This is a genomic window from Komagataeibacter medellinensis NBRC 3288 (genome assembly GCF_000182745.2).
Taxonomy (GTDB): domain Bacteria; phylum Pseudomonadota; class Alphaproteobacteria; order Acetobacterales; family Acetobacteraceae; genus Komagataeibacter; species Komagataeibacter medellinensis.
In genome coordinates this window covers 2,045,818-2,072,462 of record NC_016027.1, presented here as the reverse complement: position 1 = coordinate 2,072,462, position 26,645 = coordinate 2,045,818, and the positions used below count along the sequence as shown (strand labels likewise).

The 26,645-nt window shown below is 53.1% G+C and carries 18 protein-coding genes and 5 pseudogenes; 13 read left to right on the top strand and 10 right to left on the bottom strand.

Translation table 11 applies throughout. The features are described 5' to 3' along the window. Positions 1-78 precede the first annotated feature (78 nt). A complete protein-coding gene (locus GLX_RS09695; protein WP_148268579.1) occupies positions 79-2,028 on the top strand; it encodes a glycoside hydrolase family 66 protein in 1,950 nt (649 codons plus the stop codon). A gap of 52 nt (positions 2,029-2,080) precedes the next feature. On the opposite strand, the pseudogene GLX_RS17320 reads toward GLX_RS09695, so the two are convergent. After that, positions 2,081-2,973: pseudogene (locus tag GLX_RS17320) on the bottom strand (transposase). Positions 2,974-3,271: 298 nt separating this feature from the next. Here GLX_RS17320 and GLX_RS17315 point away from each other — a divergent pair. From GLX_RS17315 to GLX_RS09655, 8 genes and pseudogenes are all read left to right on the top strand, one after another. Then, positions 3,272-4,609, top strand: coding sequence for a glycosyltransferase family 4 protein (locus GLX_RS17315; protein ID WP_014105782.1), 1,338 nt, complete (start codon positions 3,272-3,274; stop codon positions 4,607-4,609). Positions 4,610-4,771: 162 nt separating this feature from the next. Continuing rightward, positions 4,772-4,900: pseudogene (locus GLX_RS09685) on the top strand (IS5/IS1182 family transposase); the annotation flags it as partial. A gap of 64 nt (positions 4,901-4,964) precedes the next feature. After that, entirely contained in the window at positions 4,965-6,188 is a 1,224-nt protein-coding gene (locus tag GLX_RS09680; RefSeq protein WP_014104109.1) for an IS256 family transposase, read from the top strand. Positions 6,189-6,239: 51 nt separating this feature from the next. Continuing rightward, positions 6,240-6,491 (top strand): annotated as a pseudogene (locus GLX_RS09675) (transposase); the annotation flags it as partial. Between the two features lie 112 nt (positions 6,492-6,603). Beyond that, complete coding sequence (gene tnpA / locus GLX_RS09670; RefSeq protein ID WP_007400224.1) at positions 6,604-6,963, top strand: IS66-like element accessory protein TnpA; 360 nt, start codon at positions 6,604-6,606, stop codon at positions 6,961-6,963. After that, the gene (tnpB, locus tag GLX_RS09665; RefSeq protein WP_010510701.1) at positions 6,960-7,307 is read left to right on the top strand and encodes an IS66 family insertion sequence element accessory protein TnpB; all 348 of its coding nucleotides are present in this window, start codon (positions 6,960-6,962) and stop codon (positions 7,305-7,307) included. Before tnpA ends, tnpB begins: the two co-directional genes overlap by 4 nt. 63 nt (positions 7,308-7,370) lie before the next feature. Continuing rightward, on the top strand, positions 7,371-8,981 hold the full coding sequence (gene tnpC, locus GLX_RS09660; protein WP_007397838.1) for an IS66 family transposase: 1,611 nt from the start codon (positions 7,371-7,373) through the stop codon (positions 8,979-8,981). Between the two features lie 23 nt (positions 8,982-9,004). Then, positions 9,005-9,697 (top strand): annotated as a pseudogene (locus GLX_RS09655) (transposase); the annotation flags it as partial. Between the two features lie 252 nt (positions 9,698-9,949). Here GLX_RS09655 and GLX_RS09650 read toward each other — a convergent pair. From GLX_RS09650 to GLX_RS09615, 7 genes and pseudogenes are all read right to left on the bottom strand, one after another. Continuing rightward, positions 9,950-11,575, bottom strand: a complete 1,626-nt coding sequence (locus GLX_RS09650) for a glycosyltransferase family 32 protein (RefSeq protein ID WP_014105779.1) — start codon at positions 11,573-11,575, stop codon at positions 9,950-9,952. Between the two features lie 43 nt (positions 11,576-11,618). Then, positions 11,619-13,145 (bottom strand): glycosyltransferase family 32 protein, encoded by a 1,527-nt coding sequence (locus GLX_RS17305; RefSeq protein ID WP_014105778.1) that lies wholly within the window; start codon positions 13,143-13,145, stop codon positions 11,619-11,621. 644 nt (positions 13,146-13,789) lie between these two features. Continuing rightward, entirely contained in the window at positions 13,790-14,962 is a 1,173-nt protein-coding gene (locus tag GLX_RS17300) for a polysaccharide biosynthesis/export family protein (RefSeq protein WP_193360685.1), read from the bottom strand. Between the two features lie 502 nt (positions 14,963-15,464). Next, positions 15,465-16,631 carry a glycosyltransferase family 4 protein gene (locus GLX_RS17295; RefSeq protein WP_148268578.1) on the bottom strand — a complete coding sequence of 389 codons (1,167 nt, stop codon included), beginning with the start codon at positions 16,629-16,631 and terminating at the stop codon, positions 15,465-15,467. A 550-nt stretch (positions 16,632-17,181) separates the two neighbouring features. Beyond that, a pseudogene (locus tag GLX_RS18130) lies at positions 17,182-17,297 on the bottom strand (transposase); the annotation flags it as partial. A 99-nt stretch (positions 17,298-17,396) separates the two neighbouring features. Next, positions 17,397-18,704 (bottom strand): outer membrane beta-barrel protein, encoded by a 1,308-nt coding sequence (locus GLX_RS09620; protein ID WP_041247328.1) that lies wholly within the window; start codon positions 18,702-18,704, stop codon positions 17,397-17,399. A 157-nt stretch (positions 18,705-18,861) separates the two neighbouring features. After that, positions 18,862-19,833, bottom strand: a complete 972-nt coding sequence (locus GLX_RS09615) for a magnesium transporter CorA family protein (RefSeq protein ID WP_041247327.1) — start codon at positions 19,831-19,833, stop codon at positions 18,862-18,864. A gap of 196 nt (positions 19,834-20,029) precedes the next feature. On the opposite strand from GLX_RS09615, the gene trpB reads away from it, so the two are divergent. From trpB to GLX_RS09595, 4 genes are all read left to right on the top strand, one after another. Beyond that, positions 20,030-21,259: a tryptophan synthase subunit beta gene (gene trpB / locus GLX_RS09610; protein ID WP_014105773.1), complete on the top strand. Its 1,230-nt coding sequence runs from the start codon at positions 20,030-20,032 to the stop codon at positions 21,257-21,259. Continuing rightward, entirely contained in the window at positions 21,256-22,092 is an 837-nt protein-coding gene (trpA, locus tag GLX_RS09605) for a tryptophan synthase subunit alpha (protein ID WP_014105772.1), read from the top strand. The genes trpB and trpA overlap by 4 nt, the downstream gene beginning before the upstream one ends. Before the next feature lie 202 nt (positions 22,093-22,294). Beyond that, on the top strand, positions 22,295-23,164 hold the full coding sequence (gene accD / locus GLX_RS09600; protein ID WP_014105771.1) for an acetyl-CoA carboxylase, carboxyltransferase subunit beta: 870 nt from the start codon (positions 22,295-22,297) through the stop codon (positions 23,162-23,164). A gap of 22 nt (positions 23,165-23,186) precedes the next feature. Further along, the gene (locus tag GLX_RS09595) at positions 23,187-24,509 is read left to right on the top strand and encodes a bifunctional folylpolyglutamate synthase/dihydrofolate synthase (RefSeq protein ID WP_014105770.1); all 1,323 of its coding nucleotides are present in this window, start codon (positions 23,187-23,189) and stop codon (positions 24,507-24,509) included. A gap of 99 nt (positions 24,510-24,608) precedes the next feature. On the opposite strand, the gene GLX_RS09590 is transcribed toward GLX_RS09595, so the two are convergent. Together GLX_RS09590 and GLX_RS09585 are read right to left on the bottom strand one after the other, a co-directional pair. Then, positions 24,609-26,027 (bottom strand): sugar porter family MFS transporter, encoded by a 1,419-nt coding sequence (locus tag GLX_RS09590; RefSeq protein WP_014105769.1) that lies wholly within the window; start codon positions 26,025-26,027, stop codon positions 24,609-24,611. Between the two features lie 44 nt (positions 26,028-26,071). Continuing rightward, positions 26,072-26,593, bottom strand: a complete 522-nt coding sequence (locus tag GLX_RS09585) for a hypothetical protein (protein ID WP_041247326.1) — start codon at positions 26,591-26,593, stop codon at positions 26,072-26,074. Positions 26,594-26,645 lie beyond the last annotated feature (52 nt).

The following is a 26,645-nucleotide window of genomic DNA, read 5'->3' as shown; positions in this document are numbered from 1 at the left end:
AAACTCCATTTGTGCAACAGAGCCTTTCAGTATCCGTAGACAGATCTCCAATCAAAGATGGCAGTGGAACGACGCGCTATGTCCCGGCTTTTTAAGAACATACTCCTTTGCGCTGTTGCCCTGATCGTCGGTCTTGGCACGTCGCATGCAGCCCCCACACTGACCGGCTCTCTGTTCTACAGCGTCAATTCCGACAAGGCGTTCTACAGGCAGGGGGACGTAGAGAACCTGTGGGTCACGCTGAAGAATACGACCGGATCAACCTTCACGGGTAGCGTTAATGCAACCATCACAGGGCGCGGTGTGCAGGTTGGGGGCATCATTTCCGCATCTGTCACTGGTCTGAAGAACAATGCAACAGCCTCGGTGCGTCTGTCGATCCCGACTGTCTGGAACGGGAATTACCGGGGATATTATGTGCAACTGGCTGCTGTCAGTGGCGCAACAACGGTTGATACTGCTGCCGCGGCCCTTGATCAGTCATCTGATTGGACAACATACCCGCGTCAGTGCTGGGGCACCAATACATGGACCAGCTGGGGTGGGGCAGCACCAGTCAATGCGGAGACGCCAGAAGAGAGCGTGTCCGGCTTCAATGCCTGGCACTGCAATAACCTGCAGATGTATGGACAGCTCTATCGCTGGCACCAGCCATATTATCCGGGTGCGTTTTACACCAATGGCAATGGTGAAGTGCAGAGTCAGAACCTGATCGAGCGGTATCTTGAAACGGCGCGTCGGTACCGGATGGGCACGCTAGCCTACGTTCCCATGTATGCGGTCAACAGTGATGCCGTGCAGCCCAACTTCCTGAATGATGGGTCAGGTACCCAGCTGGCATGGGGCGCGTTTACCAGTGCATGCGGGTCTGCGTGCAAGCTGTCTGACGTTTATGGCTTCCCGGGCGGCGCGCCAGCCGACACCACGACTATTGGTGTGATGGACCCGACAAATGCACAATGGAAAACATACTGGGCCCAGCAGGTCGGTCTATGGCTTCAGCGATACCGGTTTGATGGCGTCTTCATTGACACATACGGGACGTTCAACGGAACCGTCTATAACAACGCGGGAACATACATCCCGTGGGATAATGCCTATAGCGGCTTCATGAACACGGTGCAGGCCACGGTGAACGTGCCAATGGTCCTCAATCCGGCATCGCCGTGGAACGAGCAGGATCTGGCGCAGAACACTCACGAGGCTTACCACTTCGTGGAGCGCTGGGACCATAGCGACGACATCAGCAACTATGGCGTGTTCTGGACCCGCGCGCAGCAGGTCTGGGGATGGGCCAACCGCAAGCCCAATTCGATCGGCCTCGACTGGGACATGGGGATCAACAAGAACCTCAACAGCAACACCAGTTGCACGACGAATGGCGGCCAAAATGTCTGCTACTTCAACCTTTCCGGCATGCTCTACATGGAAGCCGCCATGTTCTCGTCTGGCGCGCATCATGCATGGCTTGCGGATGGAAACCGGTTCATCTCCAATGATGATTTCCCGGTGGCGCGCATGCTGTCCGCAACGCCAGAGACGATTGCGGCAGAATACGATTACCAGACGTTTGATGTCGCCTACGAGAAGCTTCTCCGCAACAACATAAGCGCCTCCACGTCTGCCGCTCCATCCATCACATCCGGGGCTACGGGCAGTGCGACCGCAGGGGCGGGGAGTGTCTATCTCCTCAATACCATGCGATCCGGCCTGAACATCCTGCATCTTCTGAACTACCAGCAGCTGAACGCCACCCAGTTCTCCGATGTATCCGACCCGGATGCGAATTATCCCGCGCCGACCGTGACAGGCGCACTGGGGATAAAGATGTATGTGACAAGCGGCACGCTGGGTAATCTCTACATGGCTAGCCCGGACATCAATCATGGCGCGCCGCAGCAGCTGACATACACGACCGGTTCGGACAGCAGCGGCTCCTACATCATGTTCACGGTGCCATCCCTGAAATACTGGGACATGGTGTGGCTTGAGGTCGGGATTGTGAGTAGTGATTATGCCGCGCCTTAGCAGCCTGTCGGGTTGGGCATTTTACGACTGATAACGCCGAGGCTGACCCGGCTTATGCTGCGTGAAGCCGCGCCATTCTTTTGCAGTTGTATGCGAGAGCGACGAGGGTCCATTTGGTCGTGACTTTTGCAAGGCTGCGCAGACTGAATCTTCTGAACCCCATGATGCTTTTGATAATTCCAAAGACCGGTTCAACGGTCTGTTTTCGTAGTCTGTAAACATCTCCGGCTTCTGTGGTTTCCAGCCTGTCCTTCATGGCAGGCCGCCAGGGTTCGGTTATCCGGCGTGGCTCCCTGTTTTCAGGAGGGGGCCGGAAATCATATGGCCTGCGGGCACGAGGCCGTCCGATGACGATCAGCGGATCGATGCCTTTTTTCCGCAGTTTCCGGACCGCCTGCTCGCTGGCGTAACCGGTGTCGGCGAGTACTGTCTTTGGGAGACGGATCGTGTTTTCCATCGACAGCACCCTGATACGGTTGTAGCGCAGGGAACGGTATTTCGAAGCGTCGGCGTCGATTTTCGTGCCGTCGATCAATACGACACCCGGACGCAGCAGACCCGTCACGCGCGCGAGAAGCAGGACCTGCGCAAATGCCGCTTCAATGGCTGTCCGGTTCGTCCGCCGAAAAGTGGCAATCGTGTCGTGATCCAGATGCAGGTTCGCCGCCACGAAACGCGCACCCCGATGTCGCGATATGTCGCCCGCTCGATCCGGCGTAAGGAAAACAATCCGTTCGCATGGCTGAAGATCAGAAGGGCCAGTATCAGGCGCGGATGATACTGCGCCTTGCCTCCCGTGCGCACTGGCACGCAGAACGCATCCATCGGAACCCGCTCAACGGCTGCGACAATGAAATGCGCCATATCATCAGCCGGAAGCCACGACTTCAGATCAGGCGGCAGAAGATACGGCTGAGACCGGTCAAATGGAATGAAGCTGCTCATCTCACCACCCTTACAACCTCACCCCTTCACAGGGTATCCCAACTCGACAGGCTGTTAGGGCTTGATCCAGTCTGCTGCGGCAGCGCTGTGGATGACCGCGGCTTTGTTGCAGAACCATCAATGCCTGCTCGTTGATCTTAAAATCGGGATACTGGCATCTCAATCAACGGTTCTTCGATCCCTCCACATGCAAAGGAATCTCGGATGATAAGGAGAACGGTTGCCTGCGGTTGTGGAAATGTTATGCCATGCTATGAATATTCAACAATGTAAACGAATATACGGGTAAGGGTAAGATATGATGAACATACAGAAGTCAGATCTTCTGAAAATTGGAATTGATGGACTAAATCTTGCTTTAATCAAGGGGACAGGAATCGCCACTTATGCGCGTACTCTTAGCTATGCTCTTAAGTCTCTTGGTTATTCTGTAGACATTCTATATGGAATGGATATTGCACCCACGACATCATATACTTTACGTGAAATCATGTTTTTTGATAATATGACGAAAGATGATGAAAATATACGAAGAGTTCCAAAATTAATAAAGTGGATTAACAATAATATAAAATTAAATTTCGACAAAAATGCACATGAAATAAAAATTACAGGTCGCGTTGATGAACGCAGCTTCGTTGAACGTCTTCCGAACTATGATCGTATTTTAAACATTCAAAACCTTTTCTCTCTAGCGCACAAACATTTCAGTCGGACCGGAAAATTTCTTGAAATCAATATTCCTAATGCACCTGACATCATGCACTGGACCTACCCATTACCAATCCAATTAAATAAATCTATAAACATTTATACAATACATGATGTTGTCCCTTTGCGATTACCGTACACAACCCTTGATAATAAAGGGTATTATATAAACCTTGTCGAAAAAATATGTCAGTTAAATCATCCGGTCTGTACGGTTTCCGAAGCATCGAAAAAGGATATAATTTCTTTTTTTCCACAATTAGAAAATCGTATTTATAACGCATTTCAGTCATTTATTCCCGATAAAAATATTTCTATGAAAAGCTTTGACCAAACAGAGCAGGAAATAAATGGAATTTTTGGTATAAATTCAGAAGAATATTTTCTATTTTATGGTTCACTTGAACCAAAGAAAAATATAGGCCGTATTATAGAAAGTTTTCTTATGAGTGCTACACATAGAAAATTGGTTATTGTCGGCGCCATGTCTTGGAGAAACGATGCTGAACTGCGGTTTTTAAAGTACGGTATCTCACAGGGCAGGATTATTATGGTCGATTATCTGCCACAATCCATTCTATATGCACTAATCCGGCATGCACGTGCGCTCTTGTTTCCGTCATTGGCAGAGGGGTTTGGTTTGCCAGCACTGGAAGCAATGTTCATAGGCACTCCCGTTTTAACGTCTCAAGAAGGAGGGCTTCCGGAAGTCGTTGGAGAAAGTGCTATTATAGTGGATCCTTACAGTACTCAATCCATTACTTTTGGAATAAATAAAATAGACCAAGATGATAATCTATACAAAAAATTAAGCATAGAGTCAAAAAAGCAAGCACAAAAATTTTCTATGTCCCATTATGAAAATCGCCTTTTTGAAATGTACAAAAAAATAATGCACGATACGAAAGTAAATAAAAATTATTAATAATAAATATATTTTACATTGACACAAAAATTTTAACTCTAATATAGAGTTTTTCTTGTGAAATGTAGAAACGAGATAAGTAGGTGGAGGGTTCGAAAAACCCCTGGTTCTGGCCCTCTGTGTGTGATTCCCTCTCTTCTGTGATGATTGAGGGAATGGCTCATGAAGCAGCCGGGCTTCTTTGATGTGGACGAGCGACTAGCCCGTTTGAGTGGCCTTGGCGATCAGCTCGAAGCGTTTTCTCGGACTGTGGATTTTGAGGTGTTCCGTCCTGATCTGGACAGGGCTCTGGCCTATGGGACTATCCTGAATTTTGTGCGGTGCGGTGATAATCTGCTCGAAGAGGAGCCCCCGCATGAGCATTGATAAAGATCTTCTGGACCGTCTGATGGAAGGTCGTTCACCGGGCGACCTGTTTGGCAAAAGCGGCATACTCTCGGAATTGACGAAGGCTCTGGCGGAGCGGGCGCTCAACACGGAGATGACACTTCATCTTGATGAGGAGCGCGCCGATGGCGCCTCTGCTGAGGATAATCAGCCGCCCAACCGCAGAAACGGCAATAGCCAGAAGACCGTGACGACACAGAGCGGCAAGGTTGTTCTGGATATTCCCCGGGATCGGAACGGTACGTTTGATCCGATGTTGATTGCAAAGTATCAGCGTCGCTTTCCCGAGTTCGACCGCAAGATCATCAGCATGTATGCCCGAGGTCTGACAACCCGCGAAATCCAGGGGCATATTGAAGAAATCTATGGCGTTGAGGCCTCCCCGAGCCTCATTTCCGCGATTACCGACGCCGTGATGGAGGAGGTCGCCGCCTGGCAGAACCGTCCGCTGGAACCCTGCTACCCGATCGTCTTCATGGACGCGATCCGGGTCAATATCCGCAGTGATGGGACTGTCTCGAACAAGGCTGTCTTCGTGGCGCTCGCGATCCTGCCTGACGGCACACGGGACGTTCTGGGGCTGTGGTTCCAGGCGAATGAAGGGGCCAAATTCTGGGCCAAGGTCCTCAGCGACCTGCGCAATCGGGGTGTGCAGGACATCCTGATCGCCGTAGTCGACGGGCTGAAGGGCTTTCCGCAGGCCATTGAGGCGGTCTTCCCCAGAACCCGCATTCAGACGTGTATCGTTCATCTGCTGCGTCATTCCATGAGCTTTGCCAGCTACAAGGACCGCAAGGCCATCGCCACAGCTCTCAAGGCAATCTATACAGCAGTGGACGCCACAGAGGCCGAGGCAGCCCTCGGCGGGTTCGAAGAAAGCGATCTGGGCAGACAATACCCGGCCATCGCGCCCAGTTGGCGCAGGGCATGGAATGAGGTCATTCCGTTCCTCGATTATCCTCCAGAAGTGCGCAGGTTGATTTACACAACAAATGCCATTGAGGCCCTGAACTCAAAGATCCGTCGTGCCGTGCGCACCCGCGGCCATTTCCCCAGTGAAGAGGCCGCAGCAAAATTGATTTACCTGGCGCTCAATGCTACCTCAGCACAGTGGAAGCGCTCAGTGCGCGAATGGTACGCTGTCAGATGCCAGCTCGCTATCATGTTCGATGATCGTTTCCCAATGGCCTGAAAAAATGGCACCGCACAAAATTCTACACAGTCTCTGGCCTATGCGGACGGAAGTAAAGGTGGCCGTCCCCCGTTTGATCCGGTGCTGATGTTCAAGATCCTGGTGATCCAGACGCTGAACAATCTCTCCGACGAGCGAACGGAGTATCTGATCAACGACCGGCTGTCCTTCATGCGCTTCCTCGGCCTGGCGTTATCGGACCGGGTGCCTGACGCCAAAACGGTCTGGCTGTTCCGTGAACGGCTGACCGAGGCTGGCGCCATCCAGAAGCTGTTCGAGCGCTTTGACGCCACCCTGCGAAACGCCGTAACCGGCCGTTTGAGGCCGCCTTATGATTGAGGATTGTGACTGGTAACTTACCGTCGTTAACGACGTCGTTAACGACGTCGTTATTGACGTCATTTGAGAGGTAAGAATGACCCAGGAAATCCTGATTGGCGTTGAACGCCGCCGCCGCTGGTCGGATGAACGGAAGCTGGCGATACTGGCTGAAGTTGGTGTGGATGGAGCAAGTGTATCGGATGTGGCACGTCGACATGACCTGACCCGCCAACATCTTTACCAATGGCGGACGTCATTCCGTCAAAGACTATCTTCCCCAGATCAGTCTGTGGCGTTTGTTCCTGTTGCTTCAGTGACGACACCTGCTGTGGCATCTGGCGGTGATCCTGACGAACTGGCCATAGTGCTGCGCAATGGCCGTAGTATCAGGGTGACGGGACATCCTGCCGAAGATCTTCTGGCCCGGGTCATCCGGATTGCGGAGACGGCATGATTGGCGTGGGCAACGGCGTGCGTGTCTATCTGGCCTGCGGGGTGACCGATATGCGCAAGGGCATATCGGGTCTGGCAGCACTGGCACAGGACGTGCTGCGTCAGAACCCGACATCAGGGGCGCTCTTTGCCTTTCGTGGTCGCCGTGGGGACAGGATCAAGCTTCTGATGTGGGACGGTCAGGGGTTCTGTCTTTATTACAAGGTGCTTGAGAAGGGACGTTTTCCATGGCCGTCTCCGGCAGAGGGCGTTGCACGCCTGACGACAGCACAGATGGCCATGCTGTGGGAAGGCATGGAGTGGAGACGCCCTTCCTGGTCTGCACCACCGTCTCGCGTGGCCTGATTTTTATGGCGTGAGAGTGCAGAACATTTTGAATTTTCTTAGGTTTTCTGCTATTTTTTCATAATGACGTCTGCACCTGCGGTCCTGCCTGATGATCCGGATACCCTGAGGGAAATGATTGTTTCCCTGCAGACCGAAGTGGCTCGGCTTTCTGCGTCAGCCCGTGCGTATGAAGCTCTTGTCCAGTCTCTCAAAATCCGGATCGCACGTCTTCAGAAACAGAAATTCGGGGCCAGTTCAGAAAAGATAGACCGTGAGATTGAACAACTCGAACTGCTCCTTGAAGATGTAAAAATCGCCATCGCGGCAGCCGATCCTTCTCCTGATATCAGGGAGCATGATGTCAGCGATGATGCACTCTCTCCCCCACGGCAGCGTGGCAAACCAAAGGTTTCTGACACGACACCACGGGAGCGTATTGTTCTCGACCCAGGTGAGGCCTGTCCTGCCTGTGGCGGTCCCCTGCGTCTTGTAGGCGAAGATGTCACCGAAATACTGGACTTTATTGCGGCAAAACTGAAAGTTGTCGAAACGGCACGGCTGAAGAAATCCTGCCGTCACTGCGAAACACTGGTGCAGCCTGAAGCACCGTCGCGCCCTGTCCCACGGGGGATGGCTGGCACCGGGCTTTTAGCCCATATCCTGGTCTCGAAATTCGATGACCACATTCCGCTTTATCGTCAGAATGAGATCTTTGCCCGTCAGGGTGTGGACATTCCCCGTTCAACCCTGATCGACTGGTGTGGTCAGGCCGTTGCCGTTCTGCGTCCTCTGACAGATCTGATCCGTCAGGATGTCGTAAAGGCAGACCTGCTACATGCTGATGATACACCCATCCAGGTTCTTGACCCCCGTCTGCGTCAGGCTGGCAAACCCCGGGGCGTGAAGGAAGGGCGGATCTGGAGCTATCTGCGCGATCCCCGCCCATGGGGAGGGAGTGATCCGCCCGCCGTGGCCTACTGGTTCTCTCCCGATCGCAAGGGGATCAATCCCCAGACCCATCTGGCACAGTTCCGGGGCATTCTGCAGGCTGACGCCTACGCCGGGTTCAGGGATCTGTATAAACCAGACGCAACAGGAACCGTGCACGTGCGCGAAGCGGCCTGCTGGGCTCATCTCCGCCGGGCCTTCCATGATGTCTGGAAGGGCAGTGATTCGACAATCGCAAGGGAAGCACTTGAACAGATCGGAGAGCTCTACGATATCGAGCGCCAGATCACCGGACACCCGGCCCCGTATCGTCTGGCTGTCCGACAGGAACAAAGCCGCCCCCGTGTCACAGCATTCCACGCATGGTGCGAAACACAGCTTGCCCGTATCCCTGGAAAGGGGGAACTGGCAAAAGCGATCCGTTATGCGCTCAACCGGTGGAAGGCCTTTACCCTGTTCCTCGAAGATGGTCGTGTCGCCATCGACAACAATCCTGCCGAACGCGCCATACGGCCCGTATGCGTGGGGCGAAAAAATTATCTCTTTGCCGGATCCGACACCGGGGGCGACAACATCGCTGATGCCATGACGCTTATCGAAAGCGCAAAACTCTCCCGGCTTAATCCGCACGATTACCTCGCCGACGTCCTGGCCCGTATCAACGAGCACAAGATCAACCGGCTCCACGAACTGTTGCCATGGAACTGGAAACCCGTGAATACACTGCACAGACAGGCCGCATAATCAAGGCGGCCCAGAGCGGCCGGTTACGAAACGCCGGGTATCTGCCGATGTCCGGCCAGATCCTGGATGCCACGCTGGTGGCGGCGCCAAAGCAGCGCAATACCAACGCGGAGAAAGTTGATCTTCGGGAAGGCCGCATTCCGCAGGACTGGCAGGACAAGCCTGCCAAGTTGTCCCACAAGGATCGCCATGCGCGATGGACACTGAAGTTCACGAAGGCAAAGCGGCAGGAGGACGGGACGCTCCCGTCCACGGACCTCGCCATTCCGTTCTTTGGCTACAAATCGCATATTTTCATCGATCGAAAGTTTCGACTGATCCGGAAATGGAAAGCGACGGATGCCGCCGCCAGTGATGGTGCCAGGCTGCGCGAGGGCTTGCTCGATAAAACCAATACGGCCTCAAGCGTTTGGGCCGACACCGCGTATCGCTCGAAAGCCAATGAGGACTTCATGGACAAAGAGGGTTTCGTCTCGAAGGTTCACAGGAAAAAGCCGCATCTCAAGCCCATGCCCCGCCATATCCAGCGCTCTAACGCAGGGAAGTCCGTCATCCGATCCCGCGTCGAGCATGTCTTTGCCGATCAGAAATCGCAGACGGGATTGTTCATCCGGACCGTGGGCATTACCCGGGCCACCATGAGGATTGGCTTGGCCAATATCGTCTACAACATGCGCCGCTTCCTCTTCCTCGAGAGGTTGAACGCGGCCGCGTAGCTATCCCATTGGCGACAGCGTCCGATCTGCTCAAGACGTAGATCAAAAGTCACCCCAAGAACCGTCAATCAGCACGACAAAAGCCTGAAATCAGGAACCACGCGCGCCAATCAACGGTTCTTCGATCCCTCCACGTCACCTTACCATGACACAAGGGAAGAAATCACAAAGGACTACTCAAAACCAAGGTTTTTTTCAAATCCTCAATCTATGAAAATAAATAACTTTCTTATATTAACACAAGAAGGCTATTTATTTTATTATTTTATTTATTTCTTTTTTTATAAAACCAATTGCTTTTCTTTTTGAAATATTTGGAATGCTTGGAATGTTTTTCTTTATTTTGTTTATATATATAACCTTGTTTTTAATCCCCAATTTATGCAAGACAAACTGATGGAAGATGCCGTTAAACATTGGACCAACTGACACTCTAAACTCAATATCATTATATGAAGACGCGAGTTTAAAATCAAAATTTATCTTATTGTTTTTGGATTCAAATTTTGAAAGTATTTTATTTCCGCCTTTGGCACATATTTCTATTTTCACATAATCGATAAATGATACTGAATCAAAATCAAGCTGAAGATTATATGAGCCAGCTTCCAATTCAATATAAGGACCGTACATAATACGGCCACCCGAACCTGCAGGAATGACAATTCCCTCGTTCTCGCGCTTAACCTTGAGAAGCTTTATTTGCGAACAAGAAGAGTCAAAAACCATCTTATCGGTTTTATTTAATGTGATATCCCGTAATTCTCCTGAAAAATCTCCAAATATGTTCATTCTAAATTCAACATACTCATGAGGTTTATCTATACTGAATGAGAACCTTACGCGATCCTTATTTACAACAGAATCATGTTGTTCATCATATTTCTTTAGAATCTGAGAACCATAATTTGCCGACACATCTATGAAGATATGTGAAAATTTAGTATCATGACTGAAATTAAATATAACTTCGTAATTTCCAGAATCTAAATCTGTAAATGGTCCGTACATGAACCTGCCATGAGCACCTTCTTGTGCAGCTAGACCCGTGGGGGTCAATACGGCACAATCTTCCCTATGAATCTTGATTTCATTCGGATACCATTTCCAATGTTCGGTTTCGCCATATACGCGTTTACTTGCCCATAACCGTACATAACTATTAACACCGGAAAGACCCAGTTCAGAAATATCTCCGGCAACAGCCTTATTACGGATACAAACCAGAGTCCTGTCAGGTGCGATAAACGTTACATTCTGCGGTTGACGTTCAGGCGTCACATATCGCACTTCACCCATAAACTGGTCGTCTGCTTCCAAACTTTGCCCTTTGTCTGCCATAGCGGCAGCGAACGAACGCCCAAGTAATGCGCCGGCAGTTGGATAATGATCATGCGTACCATAAAACCGTTCTTTACAGTTCCGTACAATTCCATCGATAGCATATTTCCATTCTGGACGACGAGGTAAAGACCATAACAGATTTGTCTGGACACATGTCCAGCTTTCCATACCTGGATACATTTCCGTAAATGCAGCAACTCCACAATGCTTAGGAATTTGCCAATAATTCAAAAGCTTGTTGGAAAGATCAAAATAAATACCACCATATATGTACATTAAACAGAAACGAGCAAGATCGCATTTATAAGCATACGGAACCAGAAGATCAAAAGCTGCCAAGACTTCTCCATCAAAATTAGATCGTATGAAATCCCTTAATGCTTCACCACTCCATAAAATATGCTCAGCTTCCGGATAGATTTTCTTAGCAGCATCTATGTTTTTTTGTACAGCGGTCGGTATATTTTGAGGCATACCAAGACCATCTACAATTAGAACCTGATGTAGATATTTAATGGAATGAAAATCAGACATAGGTTTTTCCCTTCTATTTACATGGACAAACTGGGTTACATTTTTATGTATGTTGTGAAATTAAATCGTATTTTACGAATTCTCCCGAGAAGTCTCCATACACATGAAGTCGGAATTCCACGCCGGTTTGATTTTGTTTAACAGAAAAGGGAAACTCTATTTCCGAATGGCTAGATGCCTTGATCTTTTTATAATTAAAAACATGTATGGTCTCATGATTTTCTCCTGCAGATATATTTACCATCAATTTTGAAAACTTAGTAGCATTTGAAAAATTCAGCCTAAGTATATAATTCCCGGCTTTAAGGTCACAATACGGACCAAATATAACTCGGCCCTTTGTACCTTTGGGAATCACAATACCCGATGAACCACGAGAGACACCAATCAACTGAAGCTTGCCCGAACGAAAATCCCAGCTTTTCTGTTCACTTCCGGTCAACACGAGACGACGGATTTCACCAGAAAAGTCACCAAAAACAGAAGTTCGGAACTCAACATTCTCGCTGAATTCAGGGAGACTAAATTCCAGTTCTAACATTCTATGATTTCTTATTGATTTTTCATGAAAGTCAAAACAATGAATTATATTATTTCCGTTACCCGCGCATATATCCACAAAGAATCTGGAGAATTTTGTTTCGGGACTAAACTCTATCTTCAACCGATAGGGACCACCTTCAAGAGTGGCAAATGGACCGTAAGTCACACGCCCATGTACACCAGATGAAACAGCGATCCCTGTTTTTGTGCGTTTTGCCCGATCTTCAATAATTACATTGTAATCATCAAAATCCCACACGTGATCAGGCTCTGAATACATCTGGCGGGCACGCCAAATATCATTATAATTATTGGAACCCGTCATTCCAATGTGCTTTAAATCACCACCGTCTTTCTTTGCCCGAAGCGCAACCACTACGCCTTCTTTAGATACATAGGAGACATTAAGCATTTTTGAGTCAGGCGTAATGCAACGACATTCACCAATCTGCTGATCGTCAGCTGAACAACTCTGTCCTCGTTCGACCATGGTCGCAAGACAGGCCCGCCCAAATAGGACTGGCCCAGTCGGATAAAGAGGTTGGCTTCCATAATAACGGTTACGGCAGTTTTCTACGATCCAGTCTATTGCTTTTTTCATTTCAGGCCGATTAGGTAAAGACCAGATCAGACCATTTTGCAGGGTAGCCCAATTGAGAGTGATAAATGGAACATCACGAAAGGCAGCAAGCCCCTTTGTAATCGGTATATTCCATTTATTCATTAGTCTTATACCAATATCTACATACATTCCTCCTTGTATATACAATATGCATAAACGTGCTAAATCGCATTTGTACGCATAAGGACGAATTTTATCGTAGGCCCAGAGAACGTCCTCTGGGAAATATTCCATTAAAAATTGACGTATTTCCTGCCCAGACCAGATCTTATGCGGAGTATCCGGGTATATTTCTTTAATATAATCTATATTGTTCAAGACAAATTTTGGAAGATTTTTAGGTATATTTCCATCTTCCAAGATTATAATTTGATGTACTCTGTCTATTTCGTGGTATTTTTTCATTGTCTTTCTATCGTTTAATATTTAATGGGAAAGATTTGTTTTTATTATACCCGAAAGACGTCTGTTGTCCATTCCCCATTCCCTTATAAAATATCACGAATAAAAGGCAGATAAATGGCGCCAGGGCCTGTTAGGCCTTGATGTAACCTGCTGTAGCGGCGACAAGGATGATGAAAAGAAAGGATGAAGTTGTTTTCTAGCATCAGGTTGCGATAACCCACTGCATTCTTGAACCTTACCCGTAAATTCTCCCTCAGATGTCAATACCTGTAAACCTAGTACGGGCAGATAACTTCAGGATCATTCTTCCTTAGCAGGATGAAATCCGCAATTCCAAGGATCTTTACGGCATTTATGCGAAGCATACCCATGATTACAGATGATATAGGTCGGTGGGTACGGCAGATCATTAAGTAGGGCATATAGACACACGACAGTTCGTGCGCCTGATGCTCCTTCAGCATCCTAAATATCTGGCTCTATGTAAAACGTGCTGTCTCCGGTGGACAGATCTTACTTCAAATCGAGGATATTTCAGGAGCCACAGATCAGGCCTGAGAGGGCCCTACATTAAGATGAACCGACAATAGTAGAATTTTCTAAATCTAGAAAATATAATTTTATCAAAAATGATAACTGTACATTTACTTTGCCATTCCACCGGCTGACATACCAGGAGAAACAATTGTAGTAATCAAATTAAAGAATTTATAAAATTTATTACTTGATGCATTAGCTACATAAATTAAATCTCTATTATGCATCATAAATCTTTGTGCCAAAAAATAGTTGCTAGGATTCATCATATCCAGTTGATAGACTACCGGTGCAACCGATGCATCATTATCGATTGGCAGCCCAAGGCGACGTAGTATATCCGCTTTTTCATATCGAAACACATACACAGCATTAGGATCAGCCCGTGAATCCAGGGGCCCTCCCAAACGGGCCATCGCCTCTGCCATGCTCAGCGTAGGCAAAGTGAAGCGGGTTTGGGTAATATGACCAGTTGCACCAAATACAGAAAAGGTACGAGGCTGGAATATTACCTGGACTCGATCACCCGGTTGCATGAGAATATTCTGGGCCGGGTCATTTTCAATCATCTTAAGCGGAAGTTCGGCAATCCGCCCATTACGTATGAGTCTAATTGTATAATCTTCATCAGACTGGCTGGTATGATCTTCACCACCGGCCAGAGCAATCACATCAAGAATACGCTCACGATTAGGTGTCAGGGGGATACGGCTTGGCATCCGTACTTCCCCATATACCATGACCGAATTGGCAATATCGGCAACAATCCTGACCACAACTTGTGGCGATTGAGATTTCTGCTTAAGTCGAGTTAGAATGGCATCGGCTACTTGGTTCGTGGTCATGCCGGCTACATGGATTTCCCCGGAAAAGGGCACAAGAATATTGCCCTCTCCATCAACAACCACAGGTGGTAACGTAGAAGAAGACGAGGTAGCAGGCAAGGTACCCGTTCCAGAAGAACTGGACGCGGCCATGGTTACACTACTGGCGCTAAAGAGCGAACTACCCACCTCGTACACTGAAACCTGCAGAACATCACCCGGACCAACCGTATCATTCTTACCATGGTCGATCGACGTATTATCGATATCCAGACTGCTGAAAAGCGCCGGGCTTTCGCTATCCAGCAGCGTAATAAGGTCCGGACTGATTTGGACAATCCCGTAGCCGACGGTATTTTTTTTCGGATTTCGCTGAGCCTGATTGACCTGTGCTTCCGTAGGGCCACTATCCGGCAGGGAGTTACATCCGGCCAAAAGCAGGAGCACCCCACCCATTGCAACCAAGCGACTCCGACTACGAGCACGATGCTGAGTGATACTCAGATCTTTCAGGAAACACGTGATGGTCAATGTAACACCCTGGCTAGAGGTTATGAGCGGGCAGACAATTTGGCTGAGTGAAACACACATCCATAGCGAGAAATAAACTGACAAGCGATCCTTTTATCAGTTCAGATTCTGACTGACCATACACATATTGCCCCACCCTCAATCGGCACGAAGCAGCATTTTGCCGTAAAAAATGGATATAACCGTAACACCGAATGACATAGGTCGACAGGTAGGGCAGATCAATACACAGAGCGAAAGCACGGCGAAGAATGCCCTGCCATAGCCGCTACCACTACCAGATTTCTGCTCTTGGACTTTGATCAGACAGCAGAAAACGTATATCGTGCGCTGCCAACCCGATGAACGGCCACAACGCGATCCAACAGGAAGAAAAATCAATATTTCATCCCCCCTTATAAAATAAAATATTTTATAAATAAGGTGTTTAATGCAAACTATACTTTATATTTATATTGTTATAAAATTTTTTCATACGCGATGCTTGCGAATTAACAGAAAAAAACTTGGCTCTTTCCCTTCCTGATTGACATAGAGCACGCCGCGTATCCATATCCATTTCGTCCAATGCACGAATGGCTTCGCCCATCTGTTCAAGATCCAGTGGATTGACCAGTAATGCAGCCCCACCTGATACTTCTTCGGTGGCTCCGCCGCTAGATGTCATGACGGGAACATTAAGGGACATAGCTTCAATAATAGGAAGACCAAACCCTTCTGCCAAGGAAGGAAAAAGCAATGCCCGCGCTTCCGCTATCGCCCGAAGCAGGGAATGGCGGGCACACCAAGGAACACGGATAACTTGCTGCTGACCATGCACCGGAGACAGATCGGGACGGTCATCTCCATCTGGCCCGATGATAACAAGAGGACGGGTAGTCCTGCTTATGCCGTGGGCGATAACAAGGCGGCGGATATTTTTTCGCGCTTCCACGCGCCCTACACAAACAAATGCATCCGCTGGTGCGACAGGTTCAGCTTTTGGCAGCAACCGCGCTTCCTCGTTAGTTATACCTGCACACTGGTACAAATTCGTAATTAATTTTCCATTTATACCAAGATTTTCAATAATTTGCTGTTTAACTGTTTCTGTGACCGTTATAATATGATCTGAATTTTCTGCAACAGAACGTAATACCTTCTTCATCCTGAGTGGATTTATGCCAGTAAGATCAGAATTAATTATCGGTATTATATCATGTATTGTAGTTATATTGACAGAATTCATGATTTTTATCGGAAGCGGATAAGTCCAGTGCATGATGGTTGGCGGTGCCGGAGTCTTCAAGCACAAAGGCTTGCCAAAACACCGCAAATGCGTGTTGCCCATACGGAACATATAGGGAAGATAAGGATGTCCATCCCGATCCCGCCTTATCTTGACCCATGGCCCCAAGGCCCTCAGAATACAAGAAATGGCTGTAAGAGCATTAGGGCGTGCTGGCGTTGCAACTTCCCCTCCAAGGGTCAACCGCAGGAAATCCGGCGTAATGCCCATCTGTTCAAGCGTGCTGGCAAGCCCTGCGGCATAGGTTGCAACCCCAGTCCCCCCAGACAGTGCTGTGCCACGTGTATCAATCCATACGTCTGGCATATGCCACCCCATATCCGGTATCTGGGTGCATGCCATATTCTAGCTTCAGATAACCTACTCCTGAGCAGTCATTCACCCAATGGAGCAGGTCAATACCCCATCCATACGCCTGTTTACAATGCGGCAGACAAACCTATTTCCCTGCCTGTTCGGTAAAATTGATCTTGCCCCGAACGTGCTCTCAGTTTTAAGTTAGGATCTGTGGGTTATTGACATGCTTCCCGAATCTTGGCCAGCGCGACTGGAATTTTGGGGGGCCAAGGCTCAACCGACAGGAGCGATATTGGCGGCTTAATTACCGATGGTACGGTATGCGGTCCGGACCTCATTATCATCCTAACGCCATGATTCCATTTGTGTCCGGGCGTCGTCAAGGCTCATGAACCAGTGCGTGTTCAGACACTTGCGCCCGTGCTGAAAGGCTATCTGGACCCGACGCAGACCACAGGGTTGCCGTTCACGCGCCTGACCGATTCAATCCTGACCTCCAGCGTGAAGCTGATGCACGCAGAACCCGGTTCAGTGGATGACCAAACGGATATCCAGAACGGAACGTCGCATCCGAAACGCCCGCCTTCCGGCAGACCTCGGCAACAGGCGTACCTCCCCGTCGGCCTGCTTCTATACAAACGCGATCTGCGCTTCAGTAAACTTCGATACCTTCATGAAACTCTTCTCATCCCGGCTACGGGATCAGTAAGTGAAGAATTCTAACTCGCAATGGATGTGTTTTTCGGAGAGCACGTCAAAAATGTACTCAGACTGTCAAAACCCGATCACCGCATCCCCACCAAAGGTGAACATGCCATTGTTCCGCCCGCCATTGAACGGTGTGCTGCCATTGAGCGAACGGTCAAAGCGGATTTCCGGGCGGATCTGGAACACGCGCACATGGTGCCCGAGGTTCGGGCGATAGCTCATGTTCAGCGTCATTTCGCCATAGGTCGTGCCGTGGCTTGAAGAAGATGGCCCGGCCATGACCATCCCACCTGTACCGGCAATGGCTTCCATATAAGAGTTGTTGCCGATGAAGGTGGCAACCATGGAATTGTTGTTATCGCGGTAGATTTCACCACGGTAGTTGAAGGTCAGGCTGTCATTGACCTTGTAGCTCAGGAAACTGACAAAGCTTTCCGCATCCGCCCCCGCAAACTGCCCGCGGGCACCGATGCCGCGCACGCCCTCATCATGCAGGTAATTGAACTCGGCCGTCAGCGTCAGGCGGTCATTGACCTGATAGGTGGCGTTGATGTCGTTCCAGAAGCGGTTGGCGTGGTTGGCTTCGTAGTGACCGACCAGACGCCATGAATCCTCCGGCCCCACGCGGCTCAGTTCCACGATCTTCAGCTTGCCATGGGCCAAGTTGTTCAGGTTGAAGCCGAAATAGCCAGCAGGCGCATTGTTGTTGTCCGACCGGCCAAAGGTTGTCTGGTTACCGGTATCAATGCCGAAGGTCACATCCACCATAGGGGTTACGTGCCAGTTGAACATCGCCCCCACATGCTGGAACGGCACGGAATATTCGGATGTATAGGCCAGTGTGTAGAACGCGCGGGAGGCGGGATCGAGCCCTTCAACCCCCATCGGGGCCTGCAGGATGCCCGCCTGCATGTCCAGCCCCCCCTTTGTTACCCACGGCAGGTGCACATCCATATGCGCCTGTGCGGGGATGAGTTGGTAGCGGTTGCTCCATTCCCGGTCACTGATACCCACCAGATGGTAGTAACGGGCATCGGAGCCGTACATCGCTTCAAGCGTAAAGCCGACCTGGTATTTGTTAACGCTGGAGTCGATCGCCTTGCTCAGGGTGAATTCCAATTGGTTCAATTGTACCTGATTGGCATGGTCGGCAAAGAAGTCGCCAAAGTTGTAGCCGGGCTGGGGGCGGGCGGGGTTAGCCATGATGCCGCCTTCGATCTGGCCGGTCAGGGTAATGTCCTTGAGCCAGCGCGTAACCCCGCTATCGGGCTTCAGCCCGGAGAAGACCTGCACCTGTGCTTTTGCGGCAGAAGAGAGTGCCGTCAATCCCGTGGTGACGGCCAGGATATACCCAATCTTGCAACCTGGTTTCATGGCAACCGCTCCCCTGTATGGCAGACCCGGATTGCATCCCAATTGATGCATATTCCTGACAAAATATGAACTTTATTTTATGTTATTTCATCCTCCTGAGAAAACGAAATCCACCGGAATAATTCTTTATCCGCATCGTATTGCAATTAAGCAACGTCTACTGGTTCTTGCCCAGCCACCCCCGACGCCAGAACCAGAGCAGTGGCAGGACCACTGTTGCTGCCATAAGAGCAAGGGAATACCAGTAGCCGTATTTCCAGTTCAGTTCCGGTATATCATGGAAGTTCATGCCATAGATTCCCGCTACCAGCGTGGGAGCCACGCCAATGAAGCTGACCACGGTCAGGATCTTCATGCCGTTATTCTGCTCGATACTGATAAAGCCCAGCGTGGCATCCAGCAGGAACTGCACCTTATTTGCCGTCTGTGAGACAAAATCGTTCAGGGACCGGATATCACGCTCCACAGTACCCAGCCGTGCCTGCAACCGATCGGACAGGTCATGGCGCTTGTTCTCGCCCAGAAAGATCGAGATCCGCTCCAGTCCCAGCAGGCTGTCCCGTACGGAAGACCCCAGATCGCCCGATCGCCCCACCCGGCGCAGCATATTGCGCAACAAAGTCGCTGCCTGCGCCTGGCCCGGCTGCTCGGACTGGAACACATCACGCGACATGCCATCAAGCGACTGACCCAGATGCTCCAGAATATCGGCCAGCCGGTCCACCACAGCCTCCAGCAGCAGGATTCCGGCTTCGTTGGCGCTTAATGGCGTAGTCTGGCCAGCCACCTGCCGGGCCACCACGTCAAACGCGCTGAATCCGGTATAGCGGATGGTCAGCAGCCGCTCGTGCATGAGCACAAACCCAACGGGGGAGACAAAGAAATCATCCGGTGTCTTGCGCACCAGAGGCGTAGAGAGATAAACGGCATCGCCTTCCATGAACAGGCGCGATGAACTCTCGATCTCATCGAGCTGGGAACGGGTGGGAATGCGCAGGCCGGTCACCTCGGCGGCAAGAGCTTCCTCCTCTGGCGTGGGGTTGAGCAGGTCAAGCCAGGCAGCACCTGCGCCATCGGCTGCTGTGCTCACGGTCCGAGCCGGAGCGCCCGGGCGATGCGCTAGAAACATGGGCTGTCTTTCGTCTGTTCCTGTAAGATGTCCATCCATCACGCGGCAGAAAACATGTCAAATCATGACACGCGCCGCGCATGGCCGGGGGGCTGGTATTTTGCCGCTATTGGGTTCAAAACCGGCAGGCGGCCCGGGACGGCTGCATGAAACTGTAGCACAAAGCCACGCCCCTATTTCCTGCGGAGTAGCGAAGTTGAGCGCAACACAGACACCGGCAGGCACCAACAGCCTGCGCAGCGGCCCTGACCATCGCGGCCGTTTTGGCATTTTTGGCGGCCGTTTCGTGGCCGAGACCCTGATGCCGCTGCTGGCCGAACTGGAAACCGCCTACCGGGCCACCCAGGCGGACCCCGAATTCCGTCGCGAGCTTGATTACTACCTGAAAGATTACGTAGGCCGTCCCAGCCCGCTGTGGTTCGCACGCCGCATGACCGAAGAACTTGGCGGCGCCAAAATCTACATGAAGCGCGAGGAGCTGAACCATACCGGCTCCCACAAGCTCAACAACGTCATGGGGCAGATCCTGCTGGCCCGCCGCATGGGCCGCACCCGCATCGTGGCCGAGACGGGCGCAGGCCAGCATGGTGTGGCCACCGCCACCGTGTGCGCGCTGTTTGGCATGAAATGCGCGATCTACATGGGGGCGACCGATGTGGAGCGACAGAAGCCCAACGTATTCCGCATGAAGCTGCTTGGTGCCGAAGTGGTGCCGGTTACCGCAGGTGCCGGCACGCTGAAGGATGCAATGAACGAGGCCATGCGCGACTGGGTAACCAATGTGCATGACACCTACTTCCTTGTCGGCACGGTAGCCGGTCCGCACCCCTATCCCGAGATGGTACGCGACTTCCAGTCCATCATCGGCGTGGAAACGAAAGAACAGATCATGGAAGCCGAAGGCCGCCTGCCCGATGCGATCGTGGCGGCCATTGGTGGCGGGTCGAATGCCATGGGCATCTTTCACCCGTTCCTTGATGACCCCGAGGTGAAGCTGATCGGCGTGGAAGCCGCAGGCTGCGGGCTTGACAGTGGTCTTACCGCCGCCTCCATCGAACGCGGGCGCCCCGGCGTGCTGCACGGCAACCGCACCTACCTGATGCAGGATGAAGACGGACAGGTGACCGAGGCGCACTCCATCAGCGCCGGCCTCGACTACCCCGGCGTTGGGCCCGAACATTCATGGCTCAACGATATCGGTCGTGCGGAATATGTGGGGGCAACCGATCAGGATGCTCTGGACGCCTTTCAGCTGTGTACCCGCACCGAAGGCATCATTCCCGCGCTGGAAAGTGCGCATGCCATCGCCTATGCCGCGAAGATCGCGCCGGACATGGCGAAGGACAAAATCCTCGTGGTCAACATTTCCGGCCGGGGGGACAAGGACATCTTCACCGTAGCCGAACGCCTGGGAGTAAAACTGTGAGCCGCATCGCCCGCCGCTTTGCCAGCCTGCGCCAGCAGGGCCGTGGCGCCCTGATCCCCTATGTCGAGGCCTGCGACCCCGATTACGATACCGCGCTTGCCATCCTGCGCGGCATGCCGGGCGCGGGTGCCGACCTGATCGAGGTGGGCGTGCCCTTCTCCGACCCGTCCGCCGATGGCCCGACCATCCAGAAGGCCGCCCTGCGCGGGCTGAAGGGCGGCTCGAACATGAAGCGCGTGCTGGAAATGGTGCGCGCCTTCCGCGAAGGCAATGACGAGACGCCGATCATCCTGATGGGCTACACCAACCCGATCGAAGCCTACGGGCCGGAACGCTTCTGCGTGGATGCACACAAAGCGGGCGTGGACGGGCTGATCGTGGTCGACCTACCGCCGGAAGAAGCCGACCTGCTGGCAGGACCAGCAGCGGCAGTCGGGCTAGACATCATCCGCCTTGTCGCCCCCACCACGCCGGATGCGCGGCTGCCGGTCGTATTCAACGGCGCATCGGGGTTTGTGTATTACGTCAGCATTACCGGCGTAACCGGCACCCGCACCGCCAGCACCGATGAACTGGCCCACGCTCTGCCGCGCCTACGCAAGGCGACGGACCTGCCGATTGCCATCGGTTTTGGCATCCGCACGCCGGAACTTGCCGCCAATGCCGTGCGCGTGGCTGATGCCGCCGTTGTGGCCTCCGCCCTGCTCAACACGCTTGAGGGCACGCTGGACGCAGAGGGGAAGGCGACCGCCCGCACCATACCCGCCGTGCTGAACCAGTTGCGCGGCCTGGCCGATGCTGTGCATGCTGTCAGCAAGACCGCCTCAGAATAGTAAAAGTTTTTGGGTGCCGCCTTTTTCAAAAAGGCGGTGTCTTTTTGAAGTTTTTTGAAAAAAGCTTCACCAAGAACTTTCTTATGACCTGCAGGACGTTTCACCGGCAACTTTCCGGGAGACGCCCTGCAATGACAATCTGGCCCAATCGTTCATCTGCCTGTATGGAACAGGCCTCCAGAAAGCTTAAGGGAGAGGCAAAATGAGCTGGCTGACCGAATATGTCCGTCCCAAGATCCGCGGCCTGCTCAAGCGGGAAGTGCCGGACAACCTGTGGACCAACTGCGAATCATGCGAGCAGATGATCCTGACCAAGGACCTGCACAAGGCGCTGAACGTGTGCCCGCATTGCGGTCATCACATGCGTGCCAGCGTGGCAGAGCGGCTGGAATGGACCTTCGATAACGGGGAATACACCCGCATCGAACTGCCCAAGGTTGCGGTTGATCCTCTCTCCTTTCGTGACCGCAAACGCTACACCGACCGACTGAAGGACGAGCGCGCCAAGTCGCAGCTGGACGAATCCATGGTCGTGGCCCATGGCCAGATCGGTGGCCACAGCGCGGTTGTCGCCGTCATGGCGTTCGAGTTCATTGCGGGCACGATGGGCGCGGCATTGGGTGAGGCATTCATCGCCGCCGTCCGCCTGGCCATCCTGCAGCAGGCTCCGCTGGTGGTGTTCACCGCATCAGGTGGGGCGCGCATGCAGGAAGGCATGATCAGCCTGATGCAGATGCCGCGCACCACCGTGGCGGTAGACATGCTGCGCGATGCCGGGCTGCCCTATATCGTGGTGATGACCAACCCGACCACGGGCGGCGTTTCCGCATCGTTCGCCATGCTAGGCGACATACAGATTGCCGAACCCAATGCACTGATCGGCTTTGCGGGCCAGCGCGTGATTGAGGATACGGTGCGCGAAAAGCTGCCCGAAGGCTTCCAGCGCGCGGAATACCTGCTTGATCACGGCATGCTGGACATGGTGGTCAAGCGTGGTGACCTGCACGAGACGCTGGGCCGCCTGATCGGCCAGCTCAACTACCGCCACATCACGCAGCACGCTGCCGCCTGATCCCAAACCTGGGCTTTCCTGCATGAACGCACGCACCCTCGGGCCGGAATTCGTTGGCCGGACCGGGCAGATCCTTGAACGGCTGAACCGGCTGTACCCGGCGCTGATCGACCTGTCTCTCACGCGGCTGGAAAACCTTCTGGCCCGCCTTGGCCACCCTGAACGCCACATGCCCCCCGTGGTGCATGTGGCGGGCACAAACGGCAAGGGCAGTACCTGCGCCTTCATGCGCGCTATTGCCGAAGCGGCAGGGTGGCGGGTGCATGTACTTACATCCCCCCACCTTGTGCATGTGACCGAGCGCTTTCGCATTGCAGGCCAGATCGTGCCCGAGCAGGAACTGGCAGCGGTGCTGGAGGAAATCGAGCAGATCAACGCCGATGCCCCGATTACCGTGTTCGAGGTGCTGACGGCGGCGGGTTTCATGCTATGCGCGCGCCACCCGGCGGAACTGGCCATTGTGGAAGTAGGGCTGGGGGGGCGGTACGATGCCACCAACGTGCTTCAGCACCCGGCGGCCTGTGCCATTACCGCCATTTCGATGGACCATGAGGCCTTTCTGGGCAACACGCTTACGGCCATTGCCACCGAGAAGGCCGGGATCATCAAGCCCGGCGTGCCCGTAGCCACCGGCCGCCAGCCTGCCGAGGTGATGGACGTGCTGGTCCGCACGGCAGATGAAAAGGCCAGTCCCCTGTACCGGCGGGACCATGACTGGTCGATTACCCCACATGCGGAGGGAACTGGCCTGCAGTATCGCGACGCTCATGGCACGCTTGACCTGCCGCTGCCCGGCCTGCCGGGTGCCCACCAGATTGACAATGCAGGGCTGGCCATTGCCACCCTGCGCGCCAGCGGTCTGGCCCTGCCCGATAAGGCATGGGCCGGCATTGCACAGGCAAGCTGGCCCGCGCGCATGCAGCGCCTGATGGGCAAACTGGCAGCGCTCCTGCCCGATAGCTGGGAGTTGTGGCTGGATGGCGGCCATAACCCCGGTGCGGGCGAAGTGCTGGCCCACGTCATGGCGGCATGGCCGGACCGGCCCACGCATCTTGTCATTGGCATGAAGCAGACAAAAGATGTCACCGGCTTCCTGGCCCCACTGCTGCCGGGTGCGGCCAGCATTCAGGCCGTGGCCGAAGAAGGCCAGCATCTGGCCCAGCCAGTGGCAGATATTGTGGCCGCATCAGGTGGCAAGGCCACTGCTGGCCCCACGCTGCATGCGGCACTGGCTCATCTGGCGGCGAGCGCAGGCCCCAATCCTGCTCCGGCGCGGGTCATCATATGCGGCAGCCTGTATCTGGCCGGCGTGGCGCTACAGCTTGATGGCTGGCAGCCGCACTAACTACTTAACAAAACAGAATAAAAGTTTTTGGGTGCCGCCTTTTCCCAAAAAGGCGGCGTTCTTTAAAGCTTTTTGAAAAAAGCTTCACCAGAAACTTCTTTACTGGTTATCGGGCAGCGGCCTGCCGCGACCGATCTCGCGCAGCGGCAGGCCAGCCATCAGGCGCTGCTCGATCTTTTCAAGCGGCATGTCCCGTGTTTCGGGAATGAAGCGCCATGTCACCAGCACGAAGAACAGGTTGAACCCGGCAAAAAGCCAGAAGGTCGGGCCGTTACCCAGCCATTGCAGCAGTGACAGGAAGCTCGCGCCCACGATCATATTGGCGATCCAGTTTGTGAGCGTGGAAATGGAAATGCCAAGGTCGCGGCCCTGCAACGGCTGCACCTCCGAACACAGCACCCAGATCAGGGGACCGGCCGACATGGCAAAGCCGGAGATGTAGATCAACAGCATGAACACCGCGATAATCTGCTCAGTCTGCCCCAGATGGGGCCGGTTGAGCATGAGCCCAAGGCAGCCCATGCCCACTGCCATGATCAGGAAGCCGGTATACAGGATCGGCTTGCGGCCCCAGCGGTCCACCAGCCCAATGGCGATGAAGGTGGCCAGCATGTTCACCAGCCCCACCATGGCCGTGCACCACAACTGCGCCGGGCCGACATAGCCCGCCAGCGCGAAGATCTTGGGCGCGTAGTACATCACCACATTCACGCCAGCGAGTTGCTGCATGACCTGAAGTATCATGCCCAGGAAGATGGAGCGGCGAAAATTGGCGTTGTTGCGCAAAAGACTCCAGCCGCGCTGCTTCTGCTGGAGCTGGCGGCTGATGTTCTGGATTTCCTGCATGGCCACGCCATGGTCGTTGCGCAGGTCCTCCAGCACAGCAAGCGCTTCCTTACGGCGGCCACGCATCATGAGCCAGCGCGGGCTATAGGGCAGGAACAACACGCCGACCAGGAACAGCACGCCCGGCACGGCGGCAACTGCAAACATGCCGCGCCAGTTGCCGGAATAGCTGAACATGGTGTTGCTGAGGAAGGCGATGAAGATGCCTGCCGTGATCATGAGCTGGTAGGTCGAGATCATGGCCCCGCGCGTCTGCTCGCTGGCAATCTCGGACAGGTAGAGCGGCGCAGTAAAGGCCGCAACGCCAATGGCCAGCCCCATGATCAGTCGGCCTGCAATCATGGACGGGACGGACCATGCCAGCGCGCAGGCCAACGAACCCGCAACGAACACGGCAGCTCCCACTAGCAGCGCGTGCTTGCGCCCGATCTGGTGCGACATCCACCCCCCGCACAGCGACCCTACGGCGGCCCCCGCCATCATGGCGCTGACAATCCATTCCTGCTGGAACGTCGTGGCATGGAAGTTCTTGGCCAGCAGATCCAGCGCACCGGAGATGACCCCGATATCCAGCCCGGACATGAGGCCCGCAAGCGCTGCCAGGCAGCCGATTATCAATGTGCGCAGCCGGGCCGTATCGAAACTGGCGGTGGCGGCTGTCTGATTGTCCATTATGGCCGGTCCTTTAAATATTTTTCTTGTTGCCGATGATCGTATCATTCGGAGCGGGTCAGGCCCGTCAGCAGAAAAAACGATACACCATATCTTCGCGTCCGGTCTGGATCTGATTCCAGCAGTTCATCGATTAAAAATCGTTTTACCCGAAAAACAACCAGGATTTCGCCACTATGCCCTGAAACGCCATCCGGTTCCATGACTTCCATCATGTTTGCAAGCCATGGCGCAACCCCGGGGCGTTCCGTCAGCACCAATGGCGCACGGGGGGAAAACACGACCGTGCCACGGGCCTCGATCGTCTCCATCTCGTCATGTTGGGTTACATGGTACAGGTAGCTGTCCGGGCCAACATCCGGCCGCCACCCCCGCATGTTGACCCGTGCCAGCCCCAAAGCTGCATTATCGAGATAGGTGAGCCTGCGCCCGGTTGCCGCAGGGGTGGCAAACAGGTCGGGCTGGGGCAGGGCGGACGACACGGGTGGGGGCGTGGCGTCCGGCCGCGATGGGCGCCGCCGTGCCCTGCGGGCGCGCGGCAGGGGCGCAAAAGGCAGCTCCCCCATCCCACCTTTTCGGCGTTGCGCCATGTCCGTGCCTCAATCCATGCCCGAAAAC

What these genes read in the sequence shown, in the direction of transcription:
- GLX_RS09695 (WP_148268579.1), top strand. Translation starts at nt 79, where the DNA reads ATGTCCCGGCTTTTTAAGAACATACTCCTTTGCGCTGTTGCCCTGATC.
- GLX_RS17315 (WP_014105782.1), top strand. Translation starts at nt 3,272, where the DNA reads ATGATGAACATACAGAAGTCAGATCTTCTGAAAATTGGAATTGATGGA.
- GLX_RS09680 (WP_014104109.1), top strand. Translation starts at nt 4,965, where the DNA reads ATGAGCATTGATAAAGATCTTCTGGACCGTCTGATGGAAGGTCGTTCA.
- tnpA (WP_007400224.1), top strand. Translation starts at nt 6,604, where the DNA reads ATGACCCAGGAAATCCTGATTGGCGTTGAACGCCGCCGCCGCTGGTCG.
- tnpB (WP_010510701.1), top strand. Translation starts at nt 6,960, where the DNA reads ATGATTGGCGTGGGCAACGGCGTGCGTGTCTATCTGGCCTGCGGGGTG.
- tnpC (WP_007397838.1), top strand. Translation starts at nt 7,371, where the DNA reads ATGACGTCTGCACCTGCGGTCCTGCCTGATGATCCGGATACCCTGAGG.
- GLX_RS09650 (WP_014105779.1), bottom strand. Translation starts at nt 11,575, where the DNA reads ATGTCTGATTTTCATTCCATTAAATATCTACATCAGGTTCTAATTGTA.
- GLX_RS17305 (WP_014105778.1), bottom strand. Translation starts at nt 13,145, where the DNA reads ATGAAAAAATACCACGAAATAGACAGAGTACATCAAATTATAATCTTG.
- GLX_RS17300 (WP_193360685.1), bottom strand. Translation starts at nt 14,962, where the DNA reads ATGGGTGGGGTGCTCCTGCTTTTGGCCGGATGTAACTCCCTGCCGGAT.
- GLX_RS17295 (WP_148268578.1), bottom strand. Translation starts at nt 16,631, where the DNA reads ATGCCAGACGTATGGATTGATACACGTGGCACAGCACTGTCTGGGGGG.
- GLX_RS09620 (WP_041247328.1), bottom strand. Translation starts at nt 18,704, where the DNA reads ATGAAACCAGGTTGCAAGATTGGGTATATCCTGGCCGTCACCACGGGA.
- GLX_RS09615 (WP_041247327.1), bottom strand. Translation starts at nt 19,833, where the DNA reads ATGTTTCTAGCGCATCGCCCGGGCGCTCCGGCTCGGACCGTGAGCACA.
- accD (WP_014105771.1), top strand. Translation starts at nt 22,295, where the DNA reads ATGAGCTGGCTGACCGAATATGTCCGTCCCAAGATCCGCGGCCTGCTC.
- GLX_RS09595 (WP_014105770.1), top strand. Translation starts at nt 23,187, where the DNA reads ATGAACGCACGCACCCTCGGGCCGGAATTCGTTGGCCGGACCGGGCAG.
- GLX_RS09590 (WP_014105769.1), bottom strand. Translation starts at nt 26,027, where the DNA reads ATGGACAATCAGACAGCCGCCACCGCCAGTTTCGATACGGCCCGGCTG.
- GLX_RS09585 (WP_041247326.1), bottom strand. Translation starts at nt 26,593, where the DNA reads ATGGGGGAGCTGCCTTTTGCGCCCCTGCCGCGCGCCCGCAGGGCACGG.